This window comes from Amycolatopsis saalfeldensis, from assembly GCF_900110575.1.
GTDB classification, from domain to species: domain Bacteria; phylum Actinomycetota; class Actinomycetes; order Mycobacteriales; family Pseudonocardiaceae; genus Amycolatopsis; species Amycolatopsis saalfeldensis.
In genome coordinates this window covers 1-21,212 of sequence record NZ_FOEF01000025.1, presented here as the reverse complement: position 1 = coordinate 21,212, position 21,212 = coordinate 1, and the positions used below count along the sequence as shown (strand labels likewise).

The 21,212-nt window shown below is 71.8% G+C and carries 16 protein-coding genes and 1 rRNA gene; 5 read left to right on the top strand and 12 right to left on the bottom strand.

Annotation, left to right across the window (positions count from 1 at the left end; all coding sequences use genetic code 11):
* Positions 1 to 79: 79 nt before the first annotated feature.
* Entirely contained in the window at positions 80 to 1,360 is a 1,281-nt protein-coding gene (gene aroA, locus BMY97_RS38705; protein ID WP_091627662.1) for a 3-phosphoshikimate 1-carboxyvinyltransferase, read from the top strand.
* 6 nt (positions 1,361 to 1,366) lie between these two features.
* On the opposite strand, the gene BMY97_RS38700 is transcribed toward aroA, so the two are convergent.
* The gene (locus BMY97_RS38700; protein WP_091627659.1) at positions 1,367 to 2,053 is read right to left on the bottom strand and encodes a GntR family transcriptional regulator; all 687 of its coding nucleotides are present in this window, start codon (positions 2,051 to 2,053) and stop codon (positions 1,367 to 1,369) included.
* A 144-nt stretch (positions 2,054 to 2,197) separates the two neighbouring features.
* Here BMY97_RS38700 and BMY97_RS38695 point away from each other — a divergent pair, with 144 nt between their 5' ends.
* Together BMY97_RS38695 and BMY97_RS38690 are read left to right on the top strand one after the other, a co-directional pair.
* Positions 2,198 to 3,637 (top strand): NCS1 family nucleobase:cation symporter-1, encoded by a 1,440-nt coding sequence (locus BMY97_RS38695; RefSeq protein WP_091627656.1) that lies wholly within the window; start codon positions 2,198 to 2,200, stop codon positions 3,635 to 3,637.
* The gene (locus BMY97_RS38690) at positions 3,637 to 4,356 is read left to right on the top strand and encodes an aspartate/glutamate racemase family protein (RefSeq protein ID WP_091627652.1); all 720 of its coding nucleotides are present in this window, start codon (positions 3,637 to 3,639) and stop codon (positions 4,354 to 4,356) included. The genes BMY97_RS38695 and BMY97_RS38690 overlap by 1 nt, the downstream gene beginning before the upstream one ends.
* Here the strand turns inward: BMY97_RS38690 and BMY97_RS38685 are convergent.
* The gene (locus BMY97_RS38685; RefSeq protein WP_091627649.1) at positions 4,353 to 5,495 is read right to left on the bottom strand and encodes an acyltransferase; all 1,143 of its coding nucleotides are present in this window, start codon (positions 5,493 to 5,495) and stop codon (positions 4,353 to 4,355) included. The two genes, BMY97_RS38690 and BMY97_RS38685, sit on opposite strands and share 4 nt — an antisense overlap.
* Before the next feature lie 287 nt (positions 5,496 to 5,782).
* On the opposite strand from BMY97_RS38685, the gene BMY97_RS38680 reads away from it, so the two are divergent.
* Together BMY97_RS38680 and BMY97_RS38675 are read left to right on the top strand one after the other, a co-directional pair.
* On the top strand, positions 5,783 to 7,057 hold the full coding sequence (locus BMY97_RS38680) for an alginate lyase family protein (RefSeq protein ID WP_177231744.1): 1,275 nt from the start codon (positions 5,783 to 5,785) through the stop codon (positions 7,055 to 7,057).
* Positions 7,058 to 7,294: 237 nt separating this feature from the next.
* Positions 7,295 to 9,166 (top strand): glycosyl hydrolase family 18 protein, encoded by a 1,872-nt coding sequence (locus BMY97_RS38675; RefSeq protein ID WP_245787724.1) that lies wholly within the window; start codon positions 7,295 to 7,297, stop codon positions 9,164 to 9,166.
* Positions 9,167 to 9,250: 84 nt separating this feature from the next.
* On the opposite strand, the gene BMY97_RS38670 is transcribed toward BMY97_RS38675, so the two are convergent.
* The 10 genes from BMY97_RS38670 to rrf all read right to left on the bottom strand — a co-directional run bounded on the left by BMY97_RS38670 (position 9,251) and on the right by rrf (position 21,048).
* Positions 9,251 to 10,198: a copper transporter gene (locus tag BMY97_RS38670; protein ID WP_091627643.1), complete on the bottom strand. Its 948-nt coding sequence runs from the start codon at positions 10,196 to 10,198 to the stop codon at positions 9,251 to 9,253.
* Complete coding sequence (steA, locus tag BMY97_RS38665; protein WP_091627834.1) at positions 10,195 to 11,379, bottom strand: putative cytokinetic ring protein SteA; 1,185 nt, start codon at positions 11,377 to 11,379, stop codon at positions 10,195 to 10,197. Before steA ends, BMY97_RS38670 begins: the two co-directional genes overlap by 4 nt.
* 96 nt (positions 11,380 to 11,475) lie before the next feature.
* On the bottom strand, positions 11,476 to 12,630 hold the full coding sequence (locus tag BMY97_RS38660; protein ID WP_091627641.1) for a DUF1266 domain-containing protein: 1,155 nt from the start codon (positions 12,628 to 12,630) through the stop codon (positions 11,476 to 11,478).
* A 9-nt stretch (positions 12,631 to 12,639) separates the two neighbouring features.
* A complete protein-coding gene (gene recN, locus BMY97_RS38655; protein ID WP_177231743.1) occupies positions 12,640 to 14,421 on the bottom strand; it encodes a DNA repair protein RecN in 1,782 nt (593 codons plus the stop codon).
* 100 nt (positions 14,422 to 14,521) lie between these two features.
* Entirely contained in the window at positions 14,522 to 15,448 is a 927-nt protein-coding gene (locus BMY97_RS38650; RefSeq protein ID WP_091627830.1) for an NAD kinase, read from the bottom strand.
* Positions 15,448 to 16,281 (bottom strand): TlyA family RNA methyltransferase, encoded by an 834-nt coding sequence (locus BMY97_RS38645; RefSeq protein WP_091627638.1) that lies wholly within the window; start codon positions 16,279 to 16,281, stop codon positions 15,448 to 15,450. Before BMY97_RS38645 ends, BMY97_RS38650 begins: the two co-directional genes overlap by 1 nt.
* 5 nt (positions 16,282 to 16,286) lie before the next feature.
* A complete protein-coding gene (locus tag BMY97_RS38640) occupies positions 16,287 to 16,487 on the bottom strand; it encodes a hypothetical protein (protein WP_091627636.1) in 201 nt (66 codons plus the stop codon).
* Positions 16,488 to 16,503: 16 nt separating this feature from the next.
* Positions 16,504 to 17,490 carry an HAD-IIA family hydrolase gene (locus BMY97_RS38635; protein WP_091627633.1) on the bottom strand — a complete coding sequence of 329 codons (987 nt, stop codon included), beginning with the start codon at positions 17,488 to 17,490 and terminating at the stop codon, positions 16,504 to 16,506.
* Positions 17,483 to 18,739: a tetratricopeptide repeat protein gene (locus tag BMY97_RS48835; protein ID WP_245787723.1), complete on the bottom strand. Its 1,257-nt coding sequence runs from the start codon at positions 18,737 to 18,739 to the stop codon at positions 17,483 to 17,485. Before BMY97_RS48835 ends, BMY97_RS38635 begins: the two co-directional genes overlap by 8 nt.
* Positions 18,740 to 20,931: 2,192 nt before the next feature.
* Positions 20,932 to 21,048 (bottom strand): 5S ribosomal RNA (rrf, locus tag BMY97_RS38625).
* Between the last annotated feature and the right edge of the window lie 164 nt (positions 21,049 to 21,212).

The window sequence follows — 21,212 nt, the reverse complement described above, 5'->3', positions numbered from 1 at the left end:
CGGGCCCGCCCGGGCGTTTCGCGGCGGCGAAGGAGCACGGCCGGACACCGGGTGGACGGGCGGCGCTAGGCTTCGGCGCGTGACGAATGCGCACGAAGACCACTGGATCGCGCCGGTCGCGACGGCTCCCCTGGACGCCGGAGTGCGCGTCCCCGGCTCGAAGTCGATCACCAACCGCGCCTACGTGCTCGCCGCCCTCGCGGGCGCCCCGACCCGGGTGCGCGTGCCGCTCGACTCGCGGGACACCCGGCTGATGCTCGGCGCGCTCACCACGCTCGGCGGCCGCTCCGAGGCGACCACCGACGGGTTCCTCGTGCACCCGCTGTCGGGCAGCCGAGCCGAGCCGGCGACGGTCGCGCTCGGCAACGCGGGCACAGTCGCGCGCTTCACGCCCGCGCTGGCCACCCTGGGCCAGGCGCCGGTGCTGTTCGACGGTGACGAGGCGATCCGCCGCCGCCCGATCGGCCCGCTGCTGACCGCCCTGCGCCGGCTGGGCGCCCGGATCGACGACGACGGCCGCGGCGCGCCGCCGTTCACCGTCCAGGGCGACGCCGGGCTGCGCGGCGGCAAGGTGGACCTGGACTCCTCGGCGTCGAGCCAGTTCCTGTCCGCGCTGCTGCTGGCCGGGCCGTCGTTCGACCAGGGCGTGACCGTGCGGCTGGTGGGCGACGCGCCGCCCAGCGAGCCGCACATCGCGATGACGCTGGACATGCTTCGCCGCTTCGGCGCCACGGTGGCGCGCGAGGGCATGGAATTCCACGTCGCGCCGACGAAGCTTTCCTGCCCCGAGTACGTGGTGGAGCCGGATCTCTCGACGGCCGCGCCGTTCCTGGCCGCCGCCGTCGCCACCGGCGGCACCGTGCGCGTGAAGGGCTGGCCGAAGCACACGACCCAGCCGGGCGACTGGCTGCGGACACTGCTGCCGGCGCTGGGCGCTTCGGTGGAGCCGGACGACGCGGGCCTGACCGTCACCGGGGGCTCGTCGATCCCGGGCGTCGAGCTGGACCTGCACGAGGTCGGCGAGCTGACCCCGGTGGTCGCCGCGCTGCTGTGCTTCGCCGACGGGCCTTCGGTGATCACCGGCGTCGCCCACCTCCGCGGCCACGAGACCGACCGGATCACCGCGCTGGCGACGGAGCTTTCCGCGCTGGGCGCCGAGGTCACCGAGACCGACGACGGCCTGCGCATCACCCCGGCGACGCTGCACGGCGGGGTCTTCCACACCTACCAGGACCACCGTCTCGTCATGGCGGCCGCCGTACTGGGACTGCGCGTCGACGGCGTCCGCGTGGAGAACCCGGCCACGGTGGGCAAGACGTTCCCGGAGTTCGTCGAGACCTGGACCTCGATGCTCGGCTGAGGTCCCTCAGCCGGCCGGGCGCTCGCCGGCAGCGTCGGGGTCGTCGCCGAACAGATCCCGCAGGGTGACCGCGCGGTTCACCCGCACGTGTTCGGCGGCGTACTCGCGGGCGCGGGCTTCATCGCCGGACGCGATGGCGTCCATCAGCCGGTGGTGCTCGTCGAGCAGATCGGTCCAGTGCTCGTTCTGGCTGGTCAGCCAGCGGAGCCGGCCTTCGAGCGGCTGCAGCAGCGAGGTGAGCAGGCCGTTGCCGGCGATGGCCACGATCTCGTCGTGGAACCGGCTGTTCAGCACCGGGATCCGGGCGGCGTCGCCGCGAGCGGTGGCCCGGGCGGCGTCGGACAGCAGCCGTTCCAGCCGGCGCAGCTCGGGCTTGCCCGCGCGCGCCGCGGCCAGTCCCGCGGCCAGGCTCTCCAGCGCCTCGCGGACGTCGAACAGCTCCTCCACGTCGACCCGCGCCAGCTGCCGGACCACGACCCGGCGCGGCGACTGCACCACCACGAAGCCCTCGGCCTCCAGGCTGCGGATCGCCTCGCGGACCGGCACGCGGGAAACGCCGAGCCCCTCGGCCAGCTCGCGCTCGACCAGCCGGTCGCCGGGCTTGAGCCGCCCGGCGAGGATCCGTTCGCGCAGCTCGTCGCGCACCCGCTGCCGGGTCGCCGCGAGCGGCTGCCGCTCCGGGACTGTGGCCACTGAGCCCTCCCCCTCAACACCGCTGTAACCGGCCGTTACACGAGTTTATCGGCCGGAGGGTTGACCCAGGCGGACCTCGGGGTGATATTTGGGATACCAATTTTTGGGATACCAAACTGCCCGGCACGTCGACCGGAGGCCCGCATGACCGCCGCCCCGCTCACCGGAACCCAGCAGGACGCCACCCCGCCGCCCGATCCCGGGCTGTGGAACGAGGACCTCGCGCCGGCCAAGGACCGTCGCTGGAAGGTCTACGACATCTTCGCGCTGTGGATGTCCGATGTGCACAACCTCGGCAACTACACCTTCGCCGCCGGGCTGTTCGTGCTCGGGCTTTCGGCCTGGCAGGTGTTCACCGCGCTGCTGTTCGGCTTCGTGCTGATCTACGTCGGCATGAACCTGATGGGCCGCATCGGCCAGCGCACCGGCGTGCCGTTCCCGGTGGTCGCGCGGATCAGCTTCGGCACGTTCGGCGCGAACCTGCCGGCGCTCATCCGCGCGATCATCGCTATCTTCTGGTACGGCATCCAGACCTACCTCGCCAGCGTCGCCATCACGCTGCTCGTGCTGGCCATCGACCCGGGGCTGAAACCGTTGACCGAGCACGGTTTCCTCGGCCTGCACGCGCTCGGCTGGATCTGCTTCATCGCGCTCTGGACGGCGCAGGCGCTGATCCTGACCCGCGGCATGGAGTCGGTGCGCAAGTTCCAGGACTGGTGCGGCCCGCTGATCTGGGCCGTGATGATCGCGCTCGCGGTGTGGATCCTGGCCGCCGGGCACTGGCAGATCTCCTTCACCAGCAGCCCGAAACGGCTTTCCGGCGGGGAGCAGGTGCGCCAGTGGTTCGGCGCCACCGGGCTGATCCTGTCCATCTACGGCACGCTGATGCTGAACTTCTGCGACTTCTCCCGTTTCGCCCCGGACCAGAAAACGGTGCGGCGCGGCAACTTCTGGGGCCTGCCGATCAACTCGACGGCGTTCGCGCTGCTTTCGGTGATCGTCACGGCGGGCAGCCTGCAGCTGTTCGGCGAGGCGATCACCGACCCCGCCGAACTGCTCGCCCGGGTGCACAACACCCCGGTGCTCATCGTCGGGGCGCTCACCTTCGCGATCGCCACGATGGGCGTGAACATCGTGGCGAACTTCGTCTCCCCCGCCTACGACCTGGCGAACATCTGGCCGAAGCGGATCTCGTTCACCGTCGGCGGGATGATCAGCGCCGTCGCCGCGCTGTGCGTGCTGCCGTGGAAGCTGTACTCCTCCCCGGCCGTGGTCAACTACTTCCTCGGCGGCCTCGGCGCGTTCCTCGGGCCGCTGTTCGGGATCATGATCGTGGACTACTACCTGATCCGGCGGGCCCGGGTGGACGTCGCGCAGCTGTTCGTGAAGGGCGGGCCGTACCACTACCGGCACGGCGTGAACCCGCGCGCGATCGTGACGTTCCTGCCCACCGCGGCGCTCTCGGCCGTGATCGCGCTCGTGCCGTTCTTCGCGCCGGCCTCGCCGTACTCGTGGTTCATCGGCACGGCGTCCTCGGGACTGCTCTACTGGGCCGTCGCGCGGAAGCAGCGGGCGGCGGCCTGATGCGCATCCTCGTCACCAACTGCAACACCACCGAGGCGATGACCAAGGAGATCGAGGCCGGGGCACGCGCCGCCGCGAGCCCCGGCACCGAGATCCTGGCGCGCACGCCCGGCTGGGGCCCGGAGTCGGCGGAGGGCTGGCTCGACAGCTTCCTCTCCGCCGCCGCCGTGCTCGATCTGCTGCGCGGCCTCACCGAAGACGCAGAATCATTCGACGCCGTGGTGCTGGCCGGCTTCGGCGAACACGGCCGCGAGGGCGCGCGAGAGCTGCTCGACGTGCCGGTCGTCGACATCACCGAGGCCGCCGCGCACCTGGCGTGCCTGCTCGGGCGCCGCTACGGCGTGGTGACCACGCTGGACCGCACGTGCGGGCTGATCGAGGACAGCCTGCACACGGCGGGCGTCGCGCGGAACTGCGTGGCCGTCGTCGGCGCCGGGCTGGGCGTGCTGGAGCTCGACGACGAGCGCCGCACCGAGTCCGCGCTGCTCACCGCCGCCCGCCGCGTCCGCGACGCCGGGGCGGAGGTGCTGGTGCTCGGCTGCGCCGGCATGACCGGCCTGGACCGCCGGATCTCGACGATGCTGGACATCCCGGTGGTCGACGGCGTCGCCGCGGCCGTGCGGCTCGCGGAGTCGCTCGTGGCGCTGAAGCTGACGACCAGCCGCGCGGGCTCGTACGCGCGGCCGCTGGAGAAGAAGCGCACGTGGCCGAGCGGCTAAGCCACCTTTGCCGCCACCGCCCGTAAGGACGGGCGCCCGGTCAGCACCTTGCTGACCGGGAGGCGCCGCAGGATCTCGACGATCAGGAGGGTCAGCGCCACCGTGGCCGGGAAGACCACGATGGTCGTCCACGGCGCGCCCGCCCCGTCGCCGACCAGGGCGATCAGCGGGCTGAGCAGGGCCAGCGCCAGCGGGTGCGAGAGGAAGATGCCGAACGACCGGTCCACCGCCCACGAGATCGCCTTGGAGCCGCGGCGGCGGCCTTCGCTCCAGCGCGCGCCGGCCAGGTAGATGGCCGCGATGGCCGCCACGAACCACGGGATCAGGTAGAGCCGGAACGCGTCGCTCGCCACCTCCGGCCACAGTCCGTTGTGGACATTCCAGAAGTAGCCCGCCTCGGCGATCCCGAGCGAAACCACCAGCCCGCCGAGCACCAGCCAGCGGTGGCGGAGCACCCAGCTGTGCACGGCCTTCAGGTGCACGCCCGCGACCGCGCCCAGCACCGAGTAGAACTGGTACGGCAGCAGCGTCGTGTAGAACCGCGTGATGGTGGTGTAGTCGACGCTGGCGGGCGGGTGGCTCAGGAAGAACGTGACCGCGATCTGGACCGCGCCGGAGACCGCCAGGACCAGCCACGGGTGGCGCCGGATCACCCCCACCAGCTTCATCAGCAGCGGGAACAGCAGATACACCTGCAGCGTCACGAGCAGGAAGTACAGGTGGTACCAGGCGGTCCCGGTGGCGATCTCGATCACCAGCGCCCGCAGCGACGCACCGGTCGAGGCCGGCGGCTGGTCGGCGGTGGCCAGCGAGTAGGCCCAGTAGATCACCGACCAGAGCACGTACGGCACGGCGACCAGCGGCACCCGGCGGCGCCAGAACTTCCCCACCGCCATCGGGCGGTCCCGGTACTGGAAGACCAGCACGAAGGTGCTCAGCGCGAAGAACGCCTGTCGGGTGAAGTGCAGCAGCCCCTCGATCGCGTCCGAATGCACGTCCTGCGGGAACGTGGTGGCGCCCAGCACGTGCATGAAGATCACGAACGCGAACGTGATCACCCGGAACAGGTCCAACTGGTACAAGTGGGACGGCCGGGCCGAAGCGCGCGCTGCCGGGCGGGCGATCTGGGTGGTGCTCATGGTTCGGGCACGCTCCTGGGTCGGAAATGGTCTTGGCGCCAGCCTCGCCACCCCGGCTGTGAATGGACTGTGTGGTCCCTGAGAGTGGCCTGTTCCATCGGGCTCCACAATCTCATTCCCCCCGCGCCGGCCGCCGACCGGAGCCCGGATTCGGCGGTCCACGTCACAGTCGGCGGATTGACACCGGCCGCACCGCCCAGCAGAATTCCGTGCGCCACAGCCGCACCGCCGCCCGGTAGCCAGTGGGGAATCGTCGGCATCCCCACGACTCGAAAGGCGTTCGAGAAGTGCGAAGGTTATTGCGCGGGCTCGCCCCGGCCGTTCTCACCGCCCTGCTCGCGATCGTCCCGCTCAGCGCGGCGGCCGCCACCCCCGGAGTGCCGCACACCGTGGTGACGGACGGCAGGAAGCTGGCCGCCGTCCGGGCGGCGCTCGACCACGGCACCGCGACCCCGGCCCAGCGGGCCGCGCTGAAGACGGTGCTGGCCAAGGCGGACGAGGCGCTCACCACCGGGCCGTGGTCGGTCATGGAGAAGCCCACCACCCCGCCCAGCGGCGACAAGCACGATTACCAGAGCCAGGCCCCATACCAGTGGGCCAGCCAGCCGAAGACCCCGGACAACCCGCAGGGCTGCCCGTACGTCAACCGCGACGGCCAGCGCAACCCCGAGGCCGACGCGATCACCGACCACACCTACCGGATGGTGGCGTGGGACGCGATCTACTACCTCAGCAGCGCCTGGTACTACACCGGCGACGCGAAGTACGCCCGTCGCGCCGCGCTCGACATCCGCACCTGGTTCCTCGACCCGGCCACGCGGATGAACCCGAACATGACGTACTCGCAGATCGTGCCGTGCAAGGACACCGTCTCCGGCACCGGCATCATCGACTCGACCCAGTCGTTCACCCAGGTGCTCGACGCGTTCGCACTGCTCGACAGCGGGGCGCCCGGCTGGACCGGCCAGGACCGCTCCGGCGTCCGCTCGTGGCTCTCGCAGTACCTGAACTGGATGCAGACCAGCCCGCAGGCGAAGCTGGAACTGGCCGCCACGAACAACCACGGCACGTTCCTCGACCTGCAGAACGCCGCCACCACCGCGTACCTCGGCCAGACCGCGACGGCGAGGAAGATGGTGCAGGACGCGGAGAAGAAGCGTTTCCCCGTGCAGTTCGACGCGAACGGCGACCAGCCGCTCGAGCTGACGCGCACCATCTCGTGGCACTACGTGAACTTCAACCTCACGGCGTGGGGCCGGATGGCGGAGCTCGGGCACAACCTGGGCGTCGACGTCTGGAGGTACCGGGCGCCGAACGGCGTCACGCTGCGCAAGGTGGTGGACCGGCTGATCCCGGCCGCGCTGCACGGGGCCGATTCGTGGCCGCACCAGCAGATCGGGGTGTTCGACCAGTCGATCGCCGCGGACATCTTCCACGCGGCCGCCGAGGAGGCCCACGACACCGCCGCGGCCGCCGCGCTGAAGCAGATGCCGCTGCCCGCCGGCGGCGACACCTGGGCGGTGCGGGTGTCCTGCTTCCCGCTCGACCCGCCGCTCAAGTGAGCCCGCTTCCGACCATCGGAGGGATTTCCGGACACCAGGGGCGATAGCGCCCACGCCCCGGAATTGGTCTAGTCCAAAGTATTGACTCTCCCCCAGCACGGGTTCACATTCAGGACGGGCTGGTACCGCTCACGTTGTGATCCACGAGTTCGCGGACCCCCGCCGCGCACCCCGGTGCGTGGCGGGGCGCTCGCCTGCGTGAGGGAGAACACCATGCAGCACAAGGTATCCAGACGGATGGCCTGGCTATCCGCGGCGGGCGCCGCGGTGATCGTGGCCGGGCTGACGACGCTGGGCGGACCGGCCGCGGAGGGCGCGGCGAGCGCCCCGGCGGCCGCCCCCGCGGAGTCCGGCGGCACGCGAATCGCCTATTACGACCAGTGGAGCATCTACCAGAACGCCTACTACCCGAAGAACGTCGACGCCCTCGCGAACAACGTCGACTACCTGCTCTACGACTTCGAGAACGTCGATCCGACGAACCTCACCTGCTTCGAGAACACCAAGGCCAGCGACCCCGACCCCGGCGGCGAGAACGACCCGAACGCCGGTGACGGCGCGGGCGACGCCTTCGCCGACTACCAGAAGTCCTTCGGCTCCGACATCAGCGTCGACGGCACGGCCGACGCGTTCGGCATGCCCATCGTCGGCAACTTCCACCAGCTGCAGGAGCTGAAGGCCCGCCACCCGAACCTCAAGGTGGTGCTCTCGCTCGGCGGCTGGACCTACTCGAAGTACTTCTCCGACGTCGCGGCTTCCGACGCCTCGCGCAAGAAGTTCGTCAGCTCCTGCATCGACATGTTCATCAAGGGCAACCTGCCCTCGCAGGGCGGTTACGGCGGCCCGGGCACCGCGGCCGGCATCTTCGACGGCTTCGACATCGACTGGGAGTACCCCGGTTCCACCACGGGCCACCTCGGCAACCACGTCAGCCCGAACGACACCGCCAACTACACCGCGCTGCTCGCCGAATTCCGCTCGGAGCTCGACGCGCTCGGCGGCAAGCACTACTCGCTCTCGGCCGCCCTGCCGGGCGGGCAGGACAAGATCGCGAAACTGCAGACCGACAAGATCGGCAACTACCTCGACTTCGGCGACGCGATGACCTACGACATGCACGGCGCCTGGGACGCGACCGGCCCGACGAACTTCCAGGACCCGCTCTACAGCTCGCCGAACGACCCGTCCGGCACGATCCCGCCGGGCAGTGAGAAGTACACGATCGATTCGGTGGTGAAGGCCTACACGAACGGCGATCCGCCGTACGGCATCCCCGGCGGGTTCCCGGCGAACAAGCTCACGCTCGGCATCCCGTTCTACTACCGCGGCTGGACGGGCGTGCCCGCCGGCTCGAACCACGGGCTGTACCAGGCGGCGTCCGGTCCTTCGGCCGGGAAAACCTTGAGCGGCAACGTACCCGGCGTCGCGATGTACAAGGAGCTGTCCGGGATCGTCGACAACCCGGCCGACACGTTCTACGACCCGACCACCCAGTCGGCCTGGTTCTACGACGGCACGAACTTCTACGGCGGCTCGTCCGCGCAGTCGATCAAGGCGCGCACCGACTACATCCACTGCAACGGCCTGGCCGGCGCGATGATGTTCTCGCTCTACGACCTCGATCCGAACTCGACCCTGTTCAACGCGGTCGTGAACGGGCTAGCGGCCTCGACACCGAACTGCACCACTCCGCCGCCGACCAGTCCCACCACCCCGACCACACCCACGACGCCCACCACTCCGACCACGCCGACCACCCCCGGCGGCGGCTCGTGCTCGGCTGCGGCGTGGGTGGCCACGCAGGCCTACAACGGCGGCGCGGTCGTGTCCTACAACGGCCACAGCTGGACGGCCAAGTGGTGGACGCAGGGCGACACCCCCGGCGGCAGCCAGAACGTCTGGACCGACAACGGCGTCTGCTCGGGCAGCGGCACCCCGACGACCGGGCCGCCCGGCACCTGCGCGGCCGCGGCGTGGGTCGCCACCCAGGCCTACAGCGGCGGCGCGGTGGTGTCCTACGGCGGCCACAAGTGGACGGCCAAGTGGTGGACGCAGGGCGACACCCCGGGCGGCGCCCAGAACGTCTGGACCGACAACGGCGCCTGCTGACGCCGTCCCGCTCAAGTCGGCGGCGGACCGCGGATCTCCCACCCTCGAAGAGATCGCGGCCCGCCGCCGACGTGCGTGGGGCGTCTAGTTCCCGGCGGAGCCGATGCCCGGGGCGGGCGCCTGGGCGTTGCCGGCGATGCCGTAGCGGCCGGCGCCGCCATCGAGCTGCTCGCGCAGGGCCATCAGCGTCGCGACCCGGCCGGCGGCCGAGTCCACGTTGTCCACAGTGGACAGGATCGAGGTGGCGGAGGTGTCCGCGCGCACCACGCCGAGCGCGCCGGAGCCCTCGGCCGAGCCCTGGTCTCCGGCCAGCACGGTGCCCGCGCCGGAACGGTCGAGCTGCGTGGCGAACCGGGCGATCGTCGCGGCCCGGTCGCCCGCGCCGTCACCGGTCTGCTGCGAGCCGGTCAGCACGATCGCCAGCTGCGCGGGCTGCACGCCCTGGCTCGGCTTCACGAACCCGCCGTCGGTGAGCCCGCCCAGCGCGGCCGCCAGCTCGTCCCCGGTGGACTGCGGCTTCGCGGTGGTCTTGTCCAGCAGCAGCACCGAGCCGAGCAGCGCGCCGGCCAGCGTGCCGGAGTCGCCCGCGGTCGGGAACTTGGAGCCGGCCGGCTGCAATCGCGTGACGACGTCGCGCAGCTGGTCGGCCTTGTTCGGGTCGGTGAACGCGCTGGTGAGCTGCAGCTCGCCGGTCACCGAGGCGCCGGACTGGGAGACCAGCTGCTTGAGCGCGTCACGGTCGGCCGGGCGCGCGTCCTCGGTGGTCACCAGCACCACCGTGCGCTTGTCCAGCTGCCCGGCGACGACCTTGGGCCCCATTGCGCCGGCGAACGCGTCGGCGTCGGACAGCCGGGCGTTGAGCGCGTTGCGCTGGGCCTGGAGGTCGGAGACCTGTGTGCCGAGGTCCTTCTTCTGGTTCGACAGCCCCGAAAGCAGCGAGCCGTTGAGCGCGGTGGACCCCAGCACCACGCCGACGGCCAGCGCGAGGAAGCACGCCGTGATGGAAACGATGTGGTACCGCAGGGAAATCACCTGAAGAGCCCCTTCACCCAGGTCGTGAACGTGGTCCAGGTGTGCTGGATCCAGTCCAGGTAGACGGAGCCGACGTCGGAGACGAGCAACGCCGCGATCACCACGACGACGGCGGCGAGGACGAGCAGCGCGACGGCGCCCAGCGACACCCGGCTGCGGTGCAGCGTCGCGACGGCCTTGCCGTCGACGAGTTTCGTGCCCAGCTTCAGCCGGGTCAGGAACGTCGAGGGGTTGGAGCCGGACCGGCCGTGGTCGAGGAACTCCCGCAGCGTGGCCTGGAACCCGACGGTGACCACCAGGCTCGCGCCGTGCGCGTCGGCCAGCAGCAGCGCGAGGTCCTCGGAGTTGCCGGACGCGGGGAAGGTCACCGCGCCGATGCCCAGGTCCTGGATCCGCTCGACGCCGGGCGCGTGGCCGTCCGGCTGCGCGGGCACCACGACCTCGGCGCCGCTGCGCAGCGTCCCGGCGCCGATGCCGTGCGGGTCGCCCACGATCACGTCCGGTGTGTGGCCCTGCGCGCGCAGGGTGTCGGCGCCGGCGTCGACGCCGACCAGCACCGGGCGGTGCTCGCCGATGTACTTCTTGAGCCGCTTGAGGTCCTCGGCGTGGCCGTTGCCGCCCGCGACCACCAGCACGTGCCGGTCGCGCAGCTGCATCCGCAGGTCCGGCACGCCGACGCCGTCGAGGATCAGCGTGCGCTCGCGGCGCAGGAACTCGATGGTGTTGGCGGAGAACGCCTCCAGCTGCGTCGACATCCCGGCCTTGGCCTCGATCATCTGGTCCGCGACGCTCTCGGCGGTCTGCTCGTCGCCCGAGGCGAGCTGCCGCTCCCCGAGGTAGACCACGCCCTCGAACACCCGCAGCTTGGTGCCGTCCTTGACCGTGCGCAGCAGCTCGCCGCCGACCGAGTCGACCAGCGGGATGCCCGCGGCGACCAGGATCTCCGGGCCCAGGTTCGGGAACCGGCCGGAGATCGACGGGGACGCGTTGACCACGGCCGCCACCTCGGCCGCCACCAGCGCGTCGGCCGTCGCGCGGTCGAGGTCGAGCTGGTCGAGCACCACGATGTCGCCGGCGCTGACCCGGCGCAGCAGCTCCCGCGTGCGGCGGTCGACGCGCGCGACGCCGGTGACGCCGGGGAGGGCTTCCTGGTTTCGCGCGAGCAGACCGGTGAGCTTCATGTGGCTGATGGTGACAAATTTGTGCGTGGGACGGCGCACGACGCGCCGAAGCCGACGTGACTCATTGTGGTGAGCCATGTCGCCGAACGCGCTGGTTCAGGGTTGGATGGTGGGTTCCGCCTGCTCGAACACGAGGTTCACCCACGGGCTGGCGGGGTCGGAAAGCAGCAGGTGATGAACCCGCAACGCGGACAGGTACGCCTCGCCGAACTCCTCGCCGTCCAGGGCGAGCACCCGGCCCAGGAGATAACTCGCGGACAGCTCGGCCCATGACTGGTGGTAGCGGCGGGCCACGGCGCCGGCTTCGAGCACCATCAGCTCGGCCGTCAGCGCGTCGCAGTGCCCGACCGCCAGGCCCCAGCGCGCCAGGCCGACCGCGCGGCCGACGTCCCAGCCGATCGTGGTGCCGACCGCGCCGTCGGGCTCCAGCACCCCGTCGGCCCGCAGCCGCTGCTCGTACCGGACGATCCGGCGGACCGCCCGGGTCAGCTCCTCGGCCTGGCGCGCCGCGTCGTTTTCCGCGCACCAGTGCAGGACCAGCTCGGACCAGGTCCCCGGGTCCAGCTCCGCGTCGTGCTGCGCCCGCAGGATCAGCACCAGGTTTCCCGGCGTCAGCACGTACCGGTCGCCGAGCAGGCGGGCCATCGCCTGGCGCCAGCCGGCCGCGTCCGAGACGCCCCACCAGTCGCGCAGGCCGCGGACCTCGGCGACGTAATCGTGGTAACGCGGGTCGAGCACGTTCCACGGCTCGGCGGTGAGCGCGGCCTGCTGCGCCCCGCAGGCCAGCGCCCGCGCGACCGGGCCGTCGAAATGGCCGTAGCGCGCGGTGTTGAGCCGTTCCACCTGCTGCTCGACGGCCGTGACGCGGTCCGGATTCGCGTCGAGCCAGTGCAGCGCGGCCGCGCCGGGCACCCGCCATTCGCCGAGCGTGCCGCGGTTGAACACCACCTGGTCGTCGCCGGCCAGCCCGTGCAGCGCCCAGTCCAGGTCACCGCCGAGGAACACCACGTCCGCGCCGAAGTCCGGCAGCGCGCCCCGGGTGAACACCTGCAGCGACGGCTCGCCGTCGTGCTCGCAACACGCCTTCGCGAACGACCACGAGCGCTCGTCGGCGAGCTTCTCGGCGTCCTCCCGGTGGATCGGCACGAACAGCTCCTCGTCGCCGAGCAGCCCGAGGAACCGGTCCAGGTCGGCTTCGCGCCGCGCCTCGGCGAGTTCGGCCTCCACGTCGGCCACCGCGGCCCAGATCATGTGGTGTGGTCAGCCCTTCTTGGCCTTCTTGCGCTTCGGCGCCGGCGCCGACTTGTCCTTCTCCGCCACCGCCAGCAGCTCCTCGGCGTGCGCGCGGCCGGTCTCGGTGCCGTCCATGCCGGCGAGCATGCGGGCCAGCTCCTGCACGCGGTCGGCCGGCTCCAGCAGCTTCACGCCGCTGCGCGTGACTCCCCCGCTGGTGCCCTTGTCCACCACCAGATGCTGGTCGGCGAACGCCGCCACCTGCGGCAGGTGCGTCACCACCAGCACCTGGTGGGTGCGGGCCAGCCGCGCCAGCCGCCGCCCGATCTCGACCGCGGCCCGGCCACCGACCCCGGCGTCGACCTCGTCGAACACCAGCGTCTGCACGGTGTCGACGTTCGCCAGCACGACCTCGATGGCCAGCATCACGCGCGAGAGCTCACCGCCGGACGCCGCCTTGTGCACCGGCAGCGGCGGCGCGCCGTCGTGCGCGCGCAGCAGCAGCTCGACCTCGTCGACGCCCTCGGAGCCGGCGTGCACCGCGCGGCCGTCGATGGCCAGCGCCTGCCGGTCGCCGTGCTCGGCCGGGCGCTGCTCGACGGTGATCTCCAGCTCGGCCTGCCCCATCGCCAGGCCGGACAGCTCCTGGGTGATCGCCGACGCCAGCTCGGCGGCGGCCTTGCCCCGCGCGGCCGAGACCTCGGCGGCGAGCCCGGCCAGGCGCACCCCCAGCTCGTCGCGGCGGCGGGCCAGCTCGGCCAGCGCCTCGTCGGAGGTGTCCACGGATTCCAGCCGGCGACGGGCGTCGTCGGCCCAGGCCAGCACCCCGTCGACGTCGGCCGCGTATTTGCGGGTGAGCCGTTTGAGGTCGGCCTGGCGCGCCAGCACCTTCTCCAGCAGCGCGGGGTCGGCGTCCAGCGTCTCGACGTAGCTGCCCAGCTCGGTGCCGACGTCGCCGAGCAGCATCGACGCCTCCTCCAGCCGCGGCGCGAGGTCGCGCAGCACGGGGTCCTCGGCGGTGGCGAGCCGCCGGACCGCCTCGCCGACCAGCCCGAGCGCGCCCGGCGCGTCCGGATCGCCGTCCTGGGAGCCGGACACGGCGGCGTGCGCCTCGGTGGCCGACGCGCGCAGCTCGTCGACAGCGGCCAGCCGCTTGATCTGCTCGGTCAGCTCGACGTCCTCACCCGGCTCGGGCGCGACGGCGTCGATCTCGTTCAGCCCGTGCTTGAGCAGGTCGGCCTGCTGCGCCATCTCCCGCGAGCGGCTGGACCGCTCGTCCAGCTCGGTGATCACGGCCAGCCACTCGGCCCGGATCTCGCGGTACTCGGTGAGCGGCTCGCCCACGGACTCGCCGGCGAACCGGTCGATCACCGCGCGCTGCTCGGCCGGGCGCAGCAGCCGCAGCTGGTCGTTCTGCCCGTGCACGGCGATCACCTGTTCGGACAGGTCGGCCAGCACCCCGACCGGCACGGACCGGCCGCCGAGGTGGGCTCTGGACCGCCCGTCGACCGACACCGTGCGCAGCGCGATCACGCTGCCGTCCTCGTCGATGTCGGCGCCCGCGTCGGTGACGATCCGGCTCGCGGCCTCGGCCTTGTCGAGCGTGAACCGCCCTTCGACGAACGCCTTGAGCATTCCCGTCCGGACCTTGGAGGCCTCGGCCCGCCCGCCGGAGAGCAGGTGCAGCCCGGTCACGACCATGGTCTTCCCGGCACCCGTCTCACCGGTCACGACGGTGAAGCCCGGGTGCAGTTCCAGCAGGGCTTCCTCGATCACTCCGAGGCCCTGGATGCGCATCTCGGCCAGCACGACGCCTACGGTAGCCGCCCCCACCGACGTTCCGTGCGCTCGACCACCGTTAAATGTTCTTTTCCCTGGTCGAACACCTGTGCGGGCGAGTCGCGGCGGGTCAGACGGCTCGGCCGCCGGTCCGGCGCTCGCGCCAGCTGCGCACCGGCAGGCCGAACTTGTGCACCAGCCGGTCGGTGAACACCCCGTCCCACAACCGCACCAGCCGCACCGGCCGCTGCCCGCACACCACCCGCACCCGCGAGCCCGGCGGCATGTCGAAGCTGCGCAGCCCGTCGCAGGTCAGCACGGCCTTGGGGCCGGTCGGGTCGATCGCCACGGTGATCACCGAGTCCGGCGAGACCACGAGCGGACGCGAGAACATGGCGTGCGCGTTGCTCGGCACGACCAGCAGCGCCTCGACGTCCGGCCACATGATCGGGCCGCCCGCGGAGAAGGCGTACGCCGTGGAGCCCGTCGGCGTCGCGCACAGCACGCCGTCGCAGCCGAAGGACGAGACGGGCCGGCCGTCGACCTCGATCAGCGCGTCCAGCACCCGCTCGCGCGTGAACTTCTCCACGCTCGCCTCGTTCAGCGCCCAGGTGCGGTACAGCTCTTCGCCGTCGGAAGTCACCGTGACGTCGACGGTCATCCGCTCCTCGACCTGGTACTCACGGTCGACCACCTGCTGCACGGCGTCGGCGAGCGCGTCGGAATCGGCCTCGGCGAGGAAGCCGACGCGGCCCAGGTTCACGCCCAGCACCGGCACTCCGGCCGGGCGGGCCAGCTCCGCCGCGCGCAGCAGCGTGCCGTCGCCGCCGAGCACGAACACCAGCTCGGCCCCGCGCGCGGGATCGTCCTGCGGGGCGACGATCGTGCACGGCATCGCCATACAGCCGTCCGGGTCGATCAGCTGCCGGACTTCCTCGTCGGTCACGCGCAGCCGGATCCCGGCCTTGCTGAACCGCGCGGAGACGTCACGCGCCGCGTCCCGGGTGGTGTCCCGGTCCGGGTGCACCACGAGGAGCACTTCACGTTCGGTGCTGATCACTGGGGTCCTTCCTGGACGGCGGCCCGCACGAGCCGCTCGGCACTGTCCACAGTGCCATCGCCAGCACCCTCGGCGCCCGGATCCTGACGCCGAAGCCACACGAAGTACTCGACGTTGCCCGAAGGCCCCGGCAACGGGCTGGCCACCACCCCGCGCAGCGCCAGCCCCAGCTTCGCCGCCGCGTCGAGCACGCCGAGCACGGATTCGGCGCGCAGCTCCGGATCGCGCACCACGCCGCCGCTGCCGAGCCGGTCCTTGCCGACCTCGAACTGCGGCTTGACCATCGGCACCAGATCGCCGCCGTCGCGCACGCAGGCGACCAGCGCGGGCAGCACGAGCTTGAGCGAGATGAACGACAGGTCGCCGACCATCAGGTCGACCGGCCCGCCGAGGTCGTCCGGGGCCAGGTTGCGCACGTTGGTGCGGTCGAGCACGACCACCCGCTCGTCCGTGCGCAGCCGCCAGTCCAGCAGCCCGCGGCCGACGTCGGCGGCGATCACGGTGGCCGCGCCCCCGCGCAGCAGCACGTCGGTGAAGCCCCCGGTGGACGCGCCGGCGTCGAGACAGCGCTTTCCCTCGACCGCGAGCCCCTCGGGACCGAATTTCTCCAGCGCGCCAAGGAGTTTGTGCGCGCCGCGCGAAGCCCAGCCCGGGTCGTCTTCGTCCTTGACCACGATGGGCGCGTCGGATTCGACGCCGGTCGCGGGTTTCGAGGCCACCATGCCGCGCACGGTGACCTTGCCGCCGGTGATGAGCGCCGAGGCCTGTTCGCGGGAGCGGGCGAGGCCGCGCCGTACCAGCTCCGCGTCCAGACGGGCCCGTCTGGGCACGGCGGTCAGACCTTGTCGATGCTGGACAGGGCCACGGTGAGCTCGCTGTGCACGGCCTCGAACCGGTCGACGTGCTCGGCCAGCGGCAGTGTGTTCAGCTCGTCCAGGCCCGCGACGGCTTCGTCGATCCCCGCGCGGGGATCGGTCTGCTGCGGCCCGGGGGCCGGCGGCGGGCCCGGGACGGGCCGCGGGACGTTCGGGTACACGCCGTAAAACTACCAGTCAGGCCAGTCCGAGCTCGGCCAGCGCCGCGGCCGCCGCGTCGCCGTCCGCGCGGACCGTGGTCACGCCCGTCTCCCACGCCGCGTGGCACAGCGCCCGCAGCAGGTCGAGGGCGTCACCGCTGCCCGCGGCGGCCAGCTCGTCCACGGCGGTGACGTCCCAGCCCGGGCGCGGCCCGATCTTCAGGTCGTCGGCGCGCCGGGTCAGCGCGGTGAGGTCGGCGGCGAGGTGCGTCGGCCGTTCCGCCGCGATCGCGGTGAGCAGCCCGACCGGCGTGGCGACGCCGGTGAGCACGACGAGCGAGTCGACCCCCGCCGCGACCGCGCCGGCGATGTCGGTGTCCAGCCGGTCTCCGACCACCAGCGGGTGGCTCGCGCCGGCCGAGCGCGCGGCCGTCTCGAACAGCAGCGGCTGCGGTTTCCCGGCCACCACGGGCTCGACGTCGGTGGCCGTGCGCAGGGCGGCGACCATCGAACCGTTGCCCGGCAGCAGACCGCGCTCCGACGGCAGGGTGGCGTCGACGTTGCACGCCACCCAGAGCGCGCCCGCGCGGATGGCGAGGCACGCCTCGGCCAGGTCGGCCCACGCGTTGTCCGGCGAGTGCCCCTGCACCACGGCGGCGACTTCGGGCCCGTTCTCCCGCACCGTCGTGAGGCCGGCCGCGACCACCTCCGCCACCAGCGACTCCGTGCCGACCACCAGCACCCGCGCCCCGGCGGGCAGGCGCTCGCCGAGCACGCCGGCGGCGGCCTGAGCGCTCGTGTGGACCTCCGCGGACTCGGCCGGCAGGCCCAGCTCGCGCAGGTGCGCCACGACGTCACCGGGGGCTTTGGACGCGTTGTTGGTGACGAATCGGACGGCCGTGCCGTGCTCGCGCACGGCGTCGACCGCTTCCGGCGCGCCCGGGATCACCTGCGTGCCGTGGTAGACGGTGCCGTCCAGGTCGAACAGCACCGCGTCGTAGCCCGCGAAGAGCGCGTCACTCATTCGAAAGCTCCGCCGCCCGTTCCGCCGCGTCGGTCTCGTCCTCGGCGTCGGCCTCGGAAGCGTTGAGGAACCAGCGCACGGCTTCGTCCTTACGCCCGGCGGCCGCGAGGTTGTCGGCGTACGCGTAGAACAGGCGCGCACTCCACGGGTCCCGCTTGCTGGGGATCAAGTCGGCGCCCTGCAAGGAAACGACGGCTGCGTCAAGCTGTCCGAGGTCACGCCGTGCCCCCGCCGCGACGATCGCGAGCTCGACCTGCGTGGCCTTGGCCAGCTTCGTGGTGTCGGTCTCCTTGGCGAGGTCCAGCGCCCGCTCCGGCCGCCCCAGCGCCCGCTCGGCGTCGGCGATGATGGCGATGTGCTCGTCGCTGCGCGTCATGCGCCGCACGGCCCGCAGCTCCGACAGCGCCTCCTGCCAGTTGCCGGAGTGGTAGGCGACGAGCCCGAGCGCCTCCCGCACGATCGGCACGCGCGAGGCCTTGGCCTTCGCGTACTTCGCGTGCTCGAGCGCAGCCTCGGGATCACTGTCTATCAGCCCGCCCGCGGCGACCAGGTGCTTCCCGACGGTCTCGGCCAGCCCCTTCGGCAACGTCCGCAGCTCCCGGCGAGCCTCCTCGTCGAGGTCGGAGAACTCGATGTCCTCGGGCAACTCGGGCGCGGCGAGCAGCTCACGAGCCATGGCCTCGTCGTCGAGCGTGGTATCCGCTCCCGCCCGCACGAAGCGGCTGCCCCGCTGGGGCCGGTCGTCACGCTGGGGCCGGTCATCACGCCGAGGCCGCTCGTCGCGCTGCGGCCTTTCGGCGCGCTGCGGCCTTTCATCCCGCTGCGGCTGCTCGGAACGCTGTGGCCGATCAGGCCGCTGTGCCCGATCGTCCCGGTCGTCCCGCTCGTCACGACGGGGCCGCTCATCCCGCTCGTCCCGCCGGGCACGGTCGTCGGACCGGTCCTCAGCGCTGCCCTGGCTGCCACCATCCGCCCGGTCATTCCGGTCGTCCGCGTCGCCGCTGTCCTCGGGGGTGTGGTCGTCCTCGGCGGAACGGTCGCTGCGCTCGGAGTCTTCGACAGCGCCGCCTTCCTTGGCCGGCCTGCTGTCCTCGGCGGTGCTGCTGTCCTTGGCCGGGCCGTTGTCCTCGGCAGTGCTGCTGTCCTCGCTGGTGCCGCGGTCCTCGGCTGAACTGCTGTCCTCTGCCGAGCCGCTGTCCTGCGCGGCACCGGACTCGGCCGTGCCGCCATCCGACGCAGCCTTCGCCATGACGGCACCCGCTCCGGATCCAACCTCGGCCGAACCGGGCTGCGAGGTCACCTCGTCGACAAAGGTGGACGACATGGTGTCGTCGGTGATGTCGTGGTCGGTCCCCTCGAACCCAGTGGTGTCAACGCCGCGGTCACTCTGATACCCACCGGAACCGCGGTCGTCCCCAGCCCGGGAACGGTCGTCACGCCGGTAGCCACCACGGTCGCCCCGATTGTCCTCACGGCTGAACGAACCGCCGCCCCGACGCTCGAACCCCCGGTCACCCCCGCCCCGCGAGTCACGGGAACCGCCCCGCTCGTCCCGGCGGAAGCCGCTGCCGGAGCCCCGGTCATTCCGGAACCCACTGCCACCCCGCTCATCCCGACGGTCCCCACCGCTGCGGAAACCACCGGCACCCCGATCGCCAGCCCGCGAATCGCGGTCGCCTTTGTACCCGCCAGTGCCCCGATCACCACCGGTACGCGAGTCACGATCACCCTGGTACCCGCCAGTGCCCCGATCACCACCGGTACGCGAGTCACGATCACCCTGGTACCCGCCAGTGCCCCGATCGCCACCGGTACGCGAATCGCGGTCACCCTTGTACCCGCCGGAGCTGCCGTTACCGCCCCGGGACCCACCCGAGTCGCGGTTGCCCTGGTAACCACCGCTACCGCCCCGGTCATCGCGCCGATCTCCGCCACTGCGGAAACCACCACTGCCCCGGTCGTCACGACGGTCCCCACCACTGCGGAAACTGCCACCACGATCGTCACGACGGTCCCCACCGCTACTGGAGCCACCACCACGCGCGTCGCGATCGTCCCGGTCGCCGCGGTACCCGCTGGTGCTGCCACCGCGCGAATCGCTGCTCGAGCCCCGGCTGTCGCGGAAGCCGCCGGAACGGTTGTCGCCGCTGCTGCGGAAGCTGCCACGGTCGTCACGCGAACCGCCGGCGCTGCCACCGCGGTAGCCACCGGAGCCCCGGTCGTCCCGGTTACCGCCCGAGCTGCCCTTCGAATCGCGGAACCCACCGGAGCCGCGGTCGTCCCGACGGTCACCCTTGAAATCACGATTGCCCTGGTAGCCGCTCGAGCCCCGGTCGCTCTTGAAGCCACTCTTGCCCTGATAGCCGCCGGTGCCCCGGTCGCCGCCAGTCCGCGAATTACGGTCGCCCTTGTACCCCCCGGTACGCGAGTCGCCCTTGTACCCACCGGAACTCTTGTACCCACCGGAGCTGCTGCCGCCCCGGGAACCGCTCGAACCGCGGTCCCCCTGGTAACCACCACTGCCGCCGCGGTCTTCCCACCGACGGCCGGAGTCCTTGCGGTCGCCATAGGCCGACTTGCCCTGCGGACGGCCGGCGCCACGGTCGTCGGAACGCCCGCCGCCCCGGTTGTCATAACCGCCGCGCGAGCTACCTCCGGCGCCACCGCGATAACCACCGGAGCGGCTATCCCCGGAGCTCCCGCGGTAACCACCGGACCGGCTGTCATCCGACCCGCCCCGGGAACCACCGGACCGGCTGTCATCCGACCCGCCCCGGGAACCGCTGGACCGGTTGTCATCCGAACCACCGCGATAACCGCCCGAACGACTGTCGTCCGAACCGCCCCGCGAACCGCCCGAGCGACCGTCGTCCGAACCGCCCCGGGGACCGCCCGAGCGGTTCCCGTCGGAGCCGCTGCGGTAACCGCCGGAGCGGTTGTCGTCCGAGCCGCGGTAACCGCCCGCGCGCCCGCTGTCGCGGTTGCCGGCGTAACCACCGCGCTGGTCACGGGGGCCGTCGCCCTGCGAAGGCCGGCCCTGGTAGCCGCCGCCGGTGCCACGGGCGCCCGCGCCGCGGTCGTCACGACGCGGTCGGCCCTGGTGGCTGCTGTCGCGTCCGCCTCGGTCCTGCCGCGCGCCGCGCCGGTCTCCCCGGGGCGCGTCCGGCCGGTTGCCGCGGGAGCCTTGGTCGCGGCGAGCCGACCGGCCGGACCCATCATCCTCTGAGTCACGTCGACCGAACTCGGACACCTGGCCTCCTGCCATCGAAAAAAATCTTGGTTTGATACGTATGCCCCGCTAGGGGGCCAACTGACTATCCTACGGGTCCTCGCGGACCGTCCCCCGGGCGGCGTCGTCGCCGGCGCCGGGGCAGACATAGCAGTAGGGCCCCGGGAGAACCGTTGCGGGTTCTCGACCGGGGCCCTGACTGTCTAGGTAAAGTTCGGCGGCGTCCTACTCTCCCACAACCCTTCGGTTGCAGTACCATCGGCGCTTCCAGGCTTAGCTTCCGGGTTCGGAATGGGACCGGGCGTTTCCCTGGCGCTATAACCACCGAAACACTACGAAACAACACACACCCACCACCAGAATCGATGGTGCCGGTGTGGTGTTTCAGAGCTGTAGAGTGGATGCGTAACATCTTCGTGGGCAAGTCCTCGGCCTATTAGTACCAGTCAACTCGACAACACATTACTGTGCTTCCATTTCTGGCCTATCAACC

What these genes read in the sequence shown, in the direction of transcription:
- BMY97_RS38695 (WP_091627656.1), top strand. Translation starts at nt 2,198, where the DNA reads ATGACCGCCGCCCCGCTCACCGGAACCCAGCAGGACGCCACCCCGCCG.
- BMY97_RS38685 (WP_091627649.1), bottom strand. Translation starts at nt 5,495, where the DNA reads ATGAGCACCACCCAGATCGCCCGCCCGGCAGCGCGCGCTTCGGCCCGG.
- BMY97_RS38675 (WP_245787724.1), top strand. Translation starts at nt 7,295, where the DNA reads ATGGCCTGGCTATCCGCGGCGGGCGCCGCGGTGATCGTGGCCGGGCTG.
- BMY97_RS38635 (WP_091627633.1), bottom strand. Translation starts at nt 17,490, where the DNA reads ATGAGTGACGCGCTCTTCGCGGGCTACGACGCGGTGCTGTTCGACCTG.
- steA (WP_091627834.1), bottom strand. Translation starts at nt 11,379, where the DNA reads ATGAAGCTCACCGGTCTGCTCGCGCGAAACCAGGAAGCCCTCCCCGGC.
- BMY97_RS48835 (WP_245787723.1), bottom strand. Translation starts at nt 18,739, where the DNA reads ATGGCGAAGGCTGCGTCGGATGGCGGCACGGCCGAGTCCGGTGCCGCG.
- BMY97_RS38690 (WP_091627652.1), top strand. Translation starts at nt 3,637, where the DNA reads ATGCGCATCCTCGTCACCAACTGCAACACCACCGAGGCGATGACCAAG.
- BMY97_RS38660 (WP_091627641.1), bottom strand. Translation starts at nt 12,630, where the DNA reads ATGATCTGGGCCGCGGTGGCCGACGTGGAGGCCGAACTCGCCGAGGCG.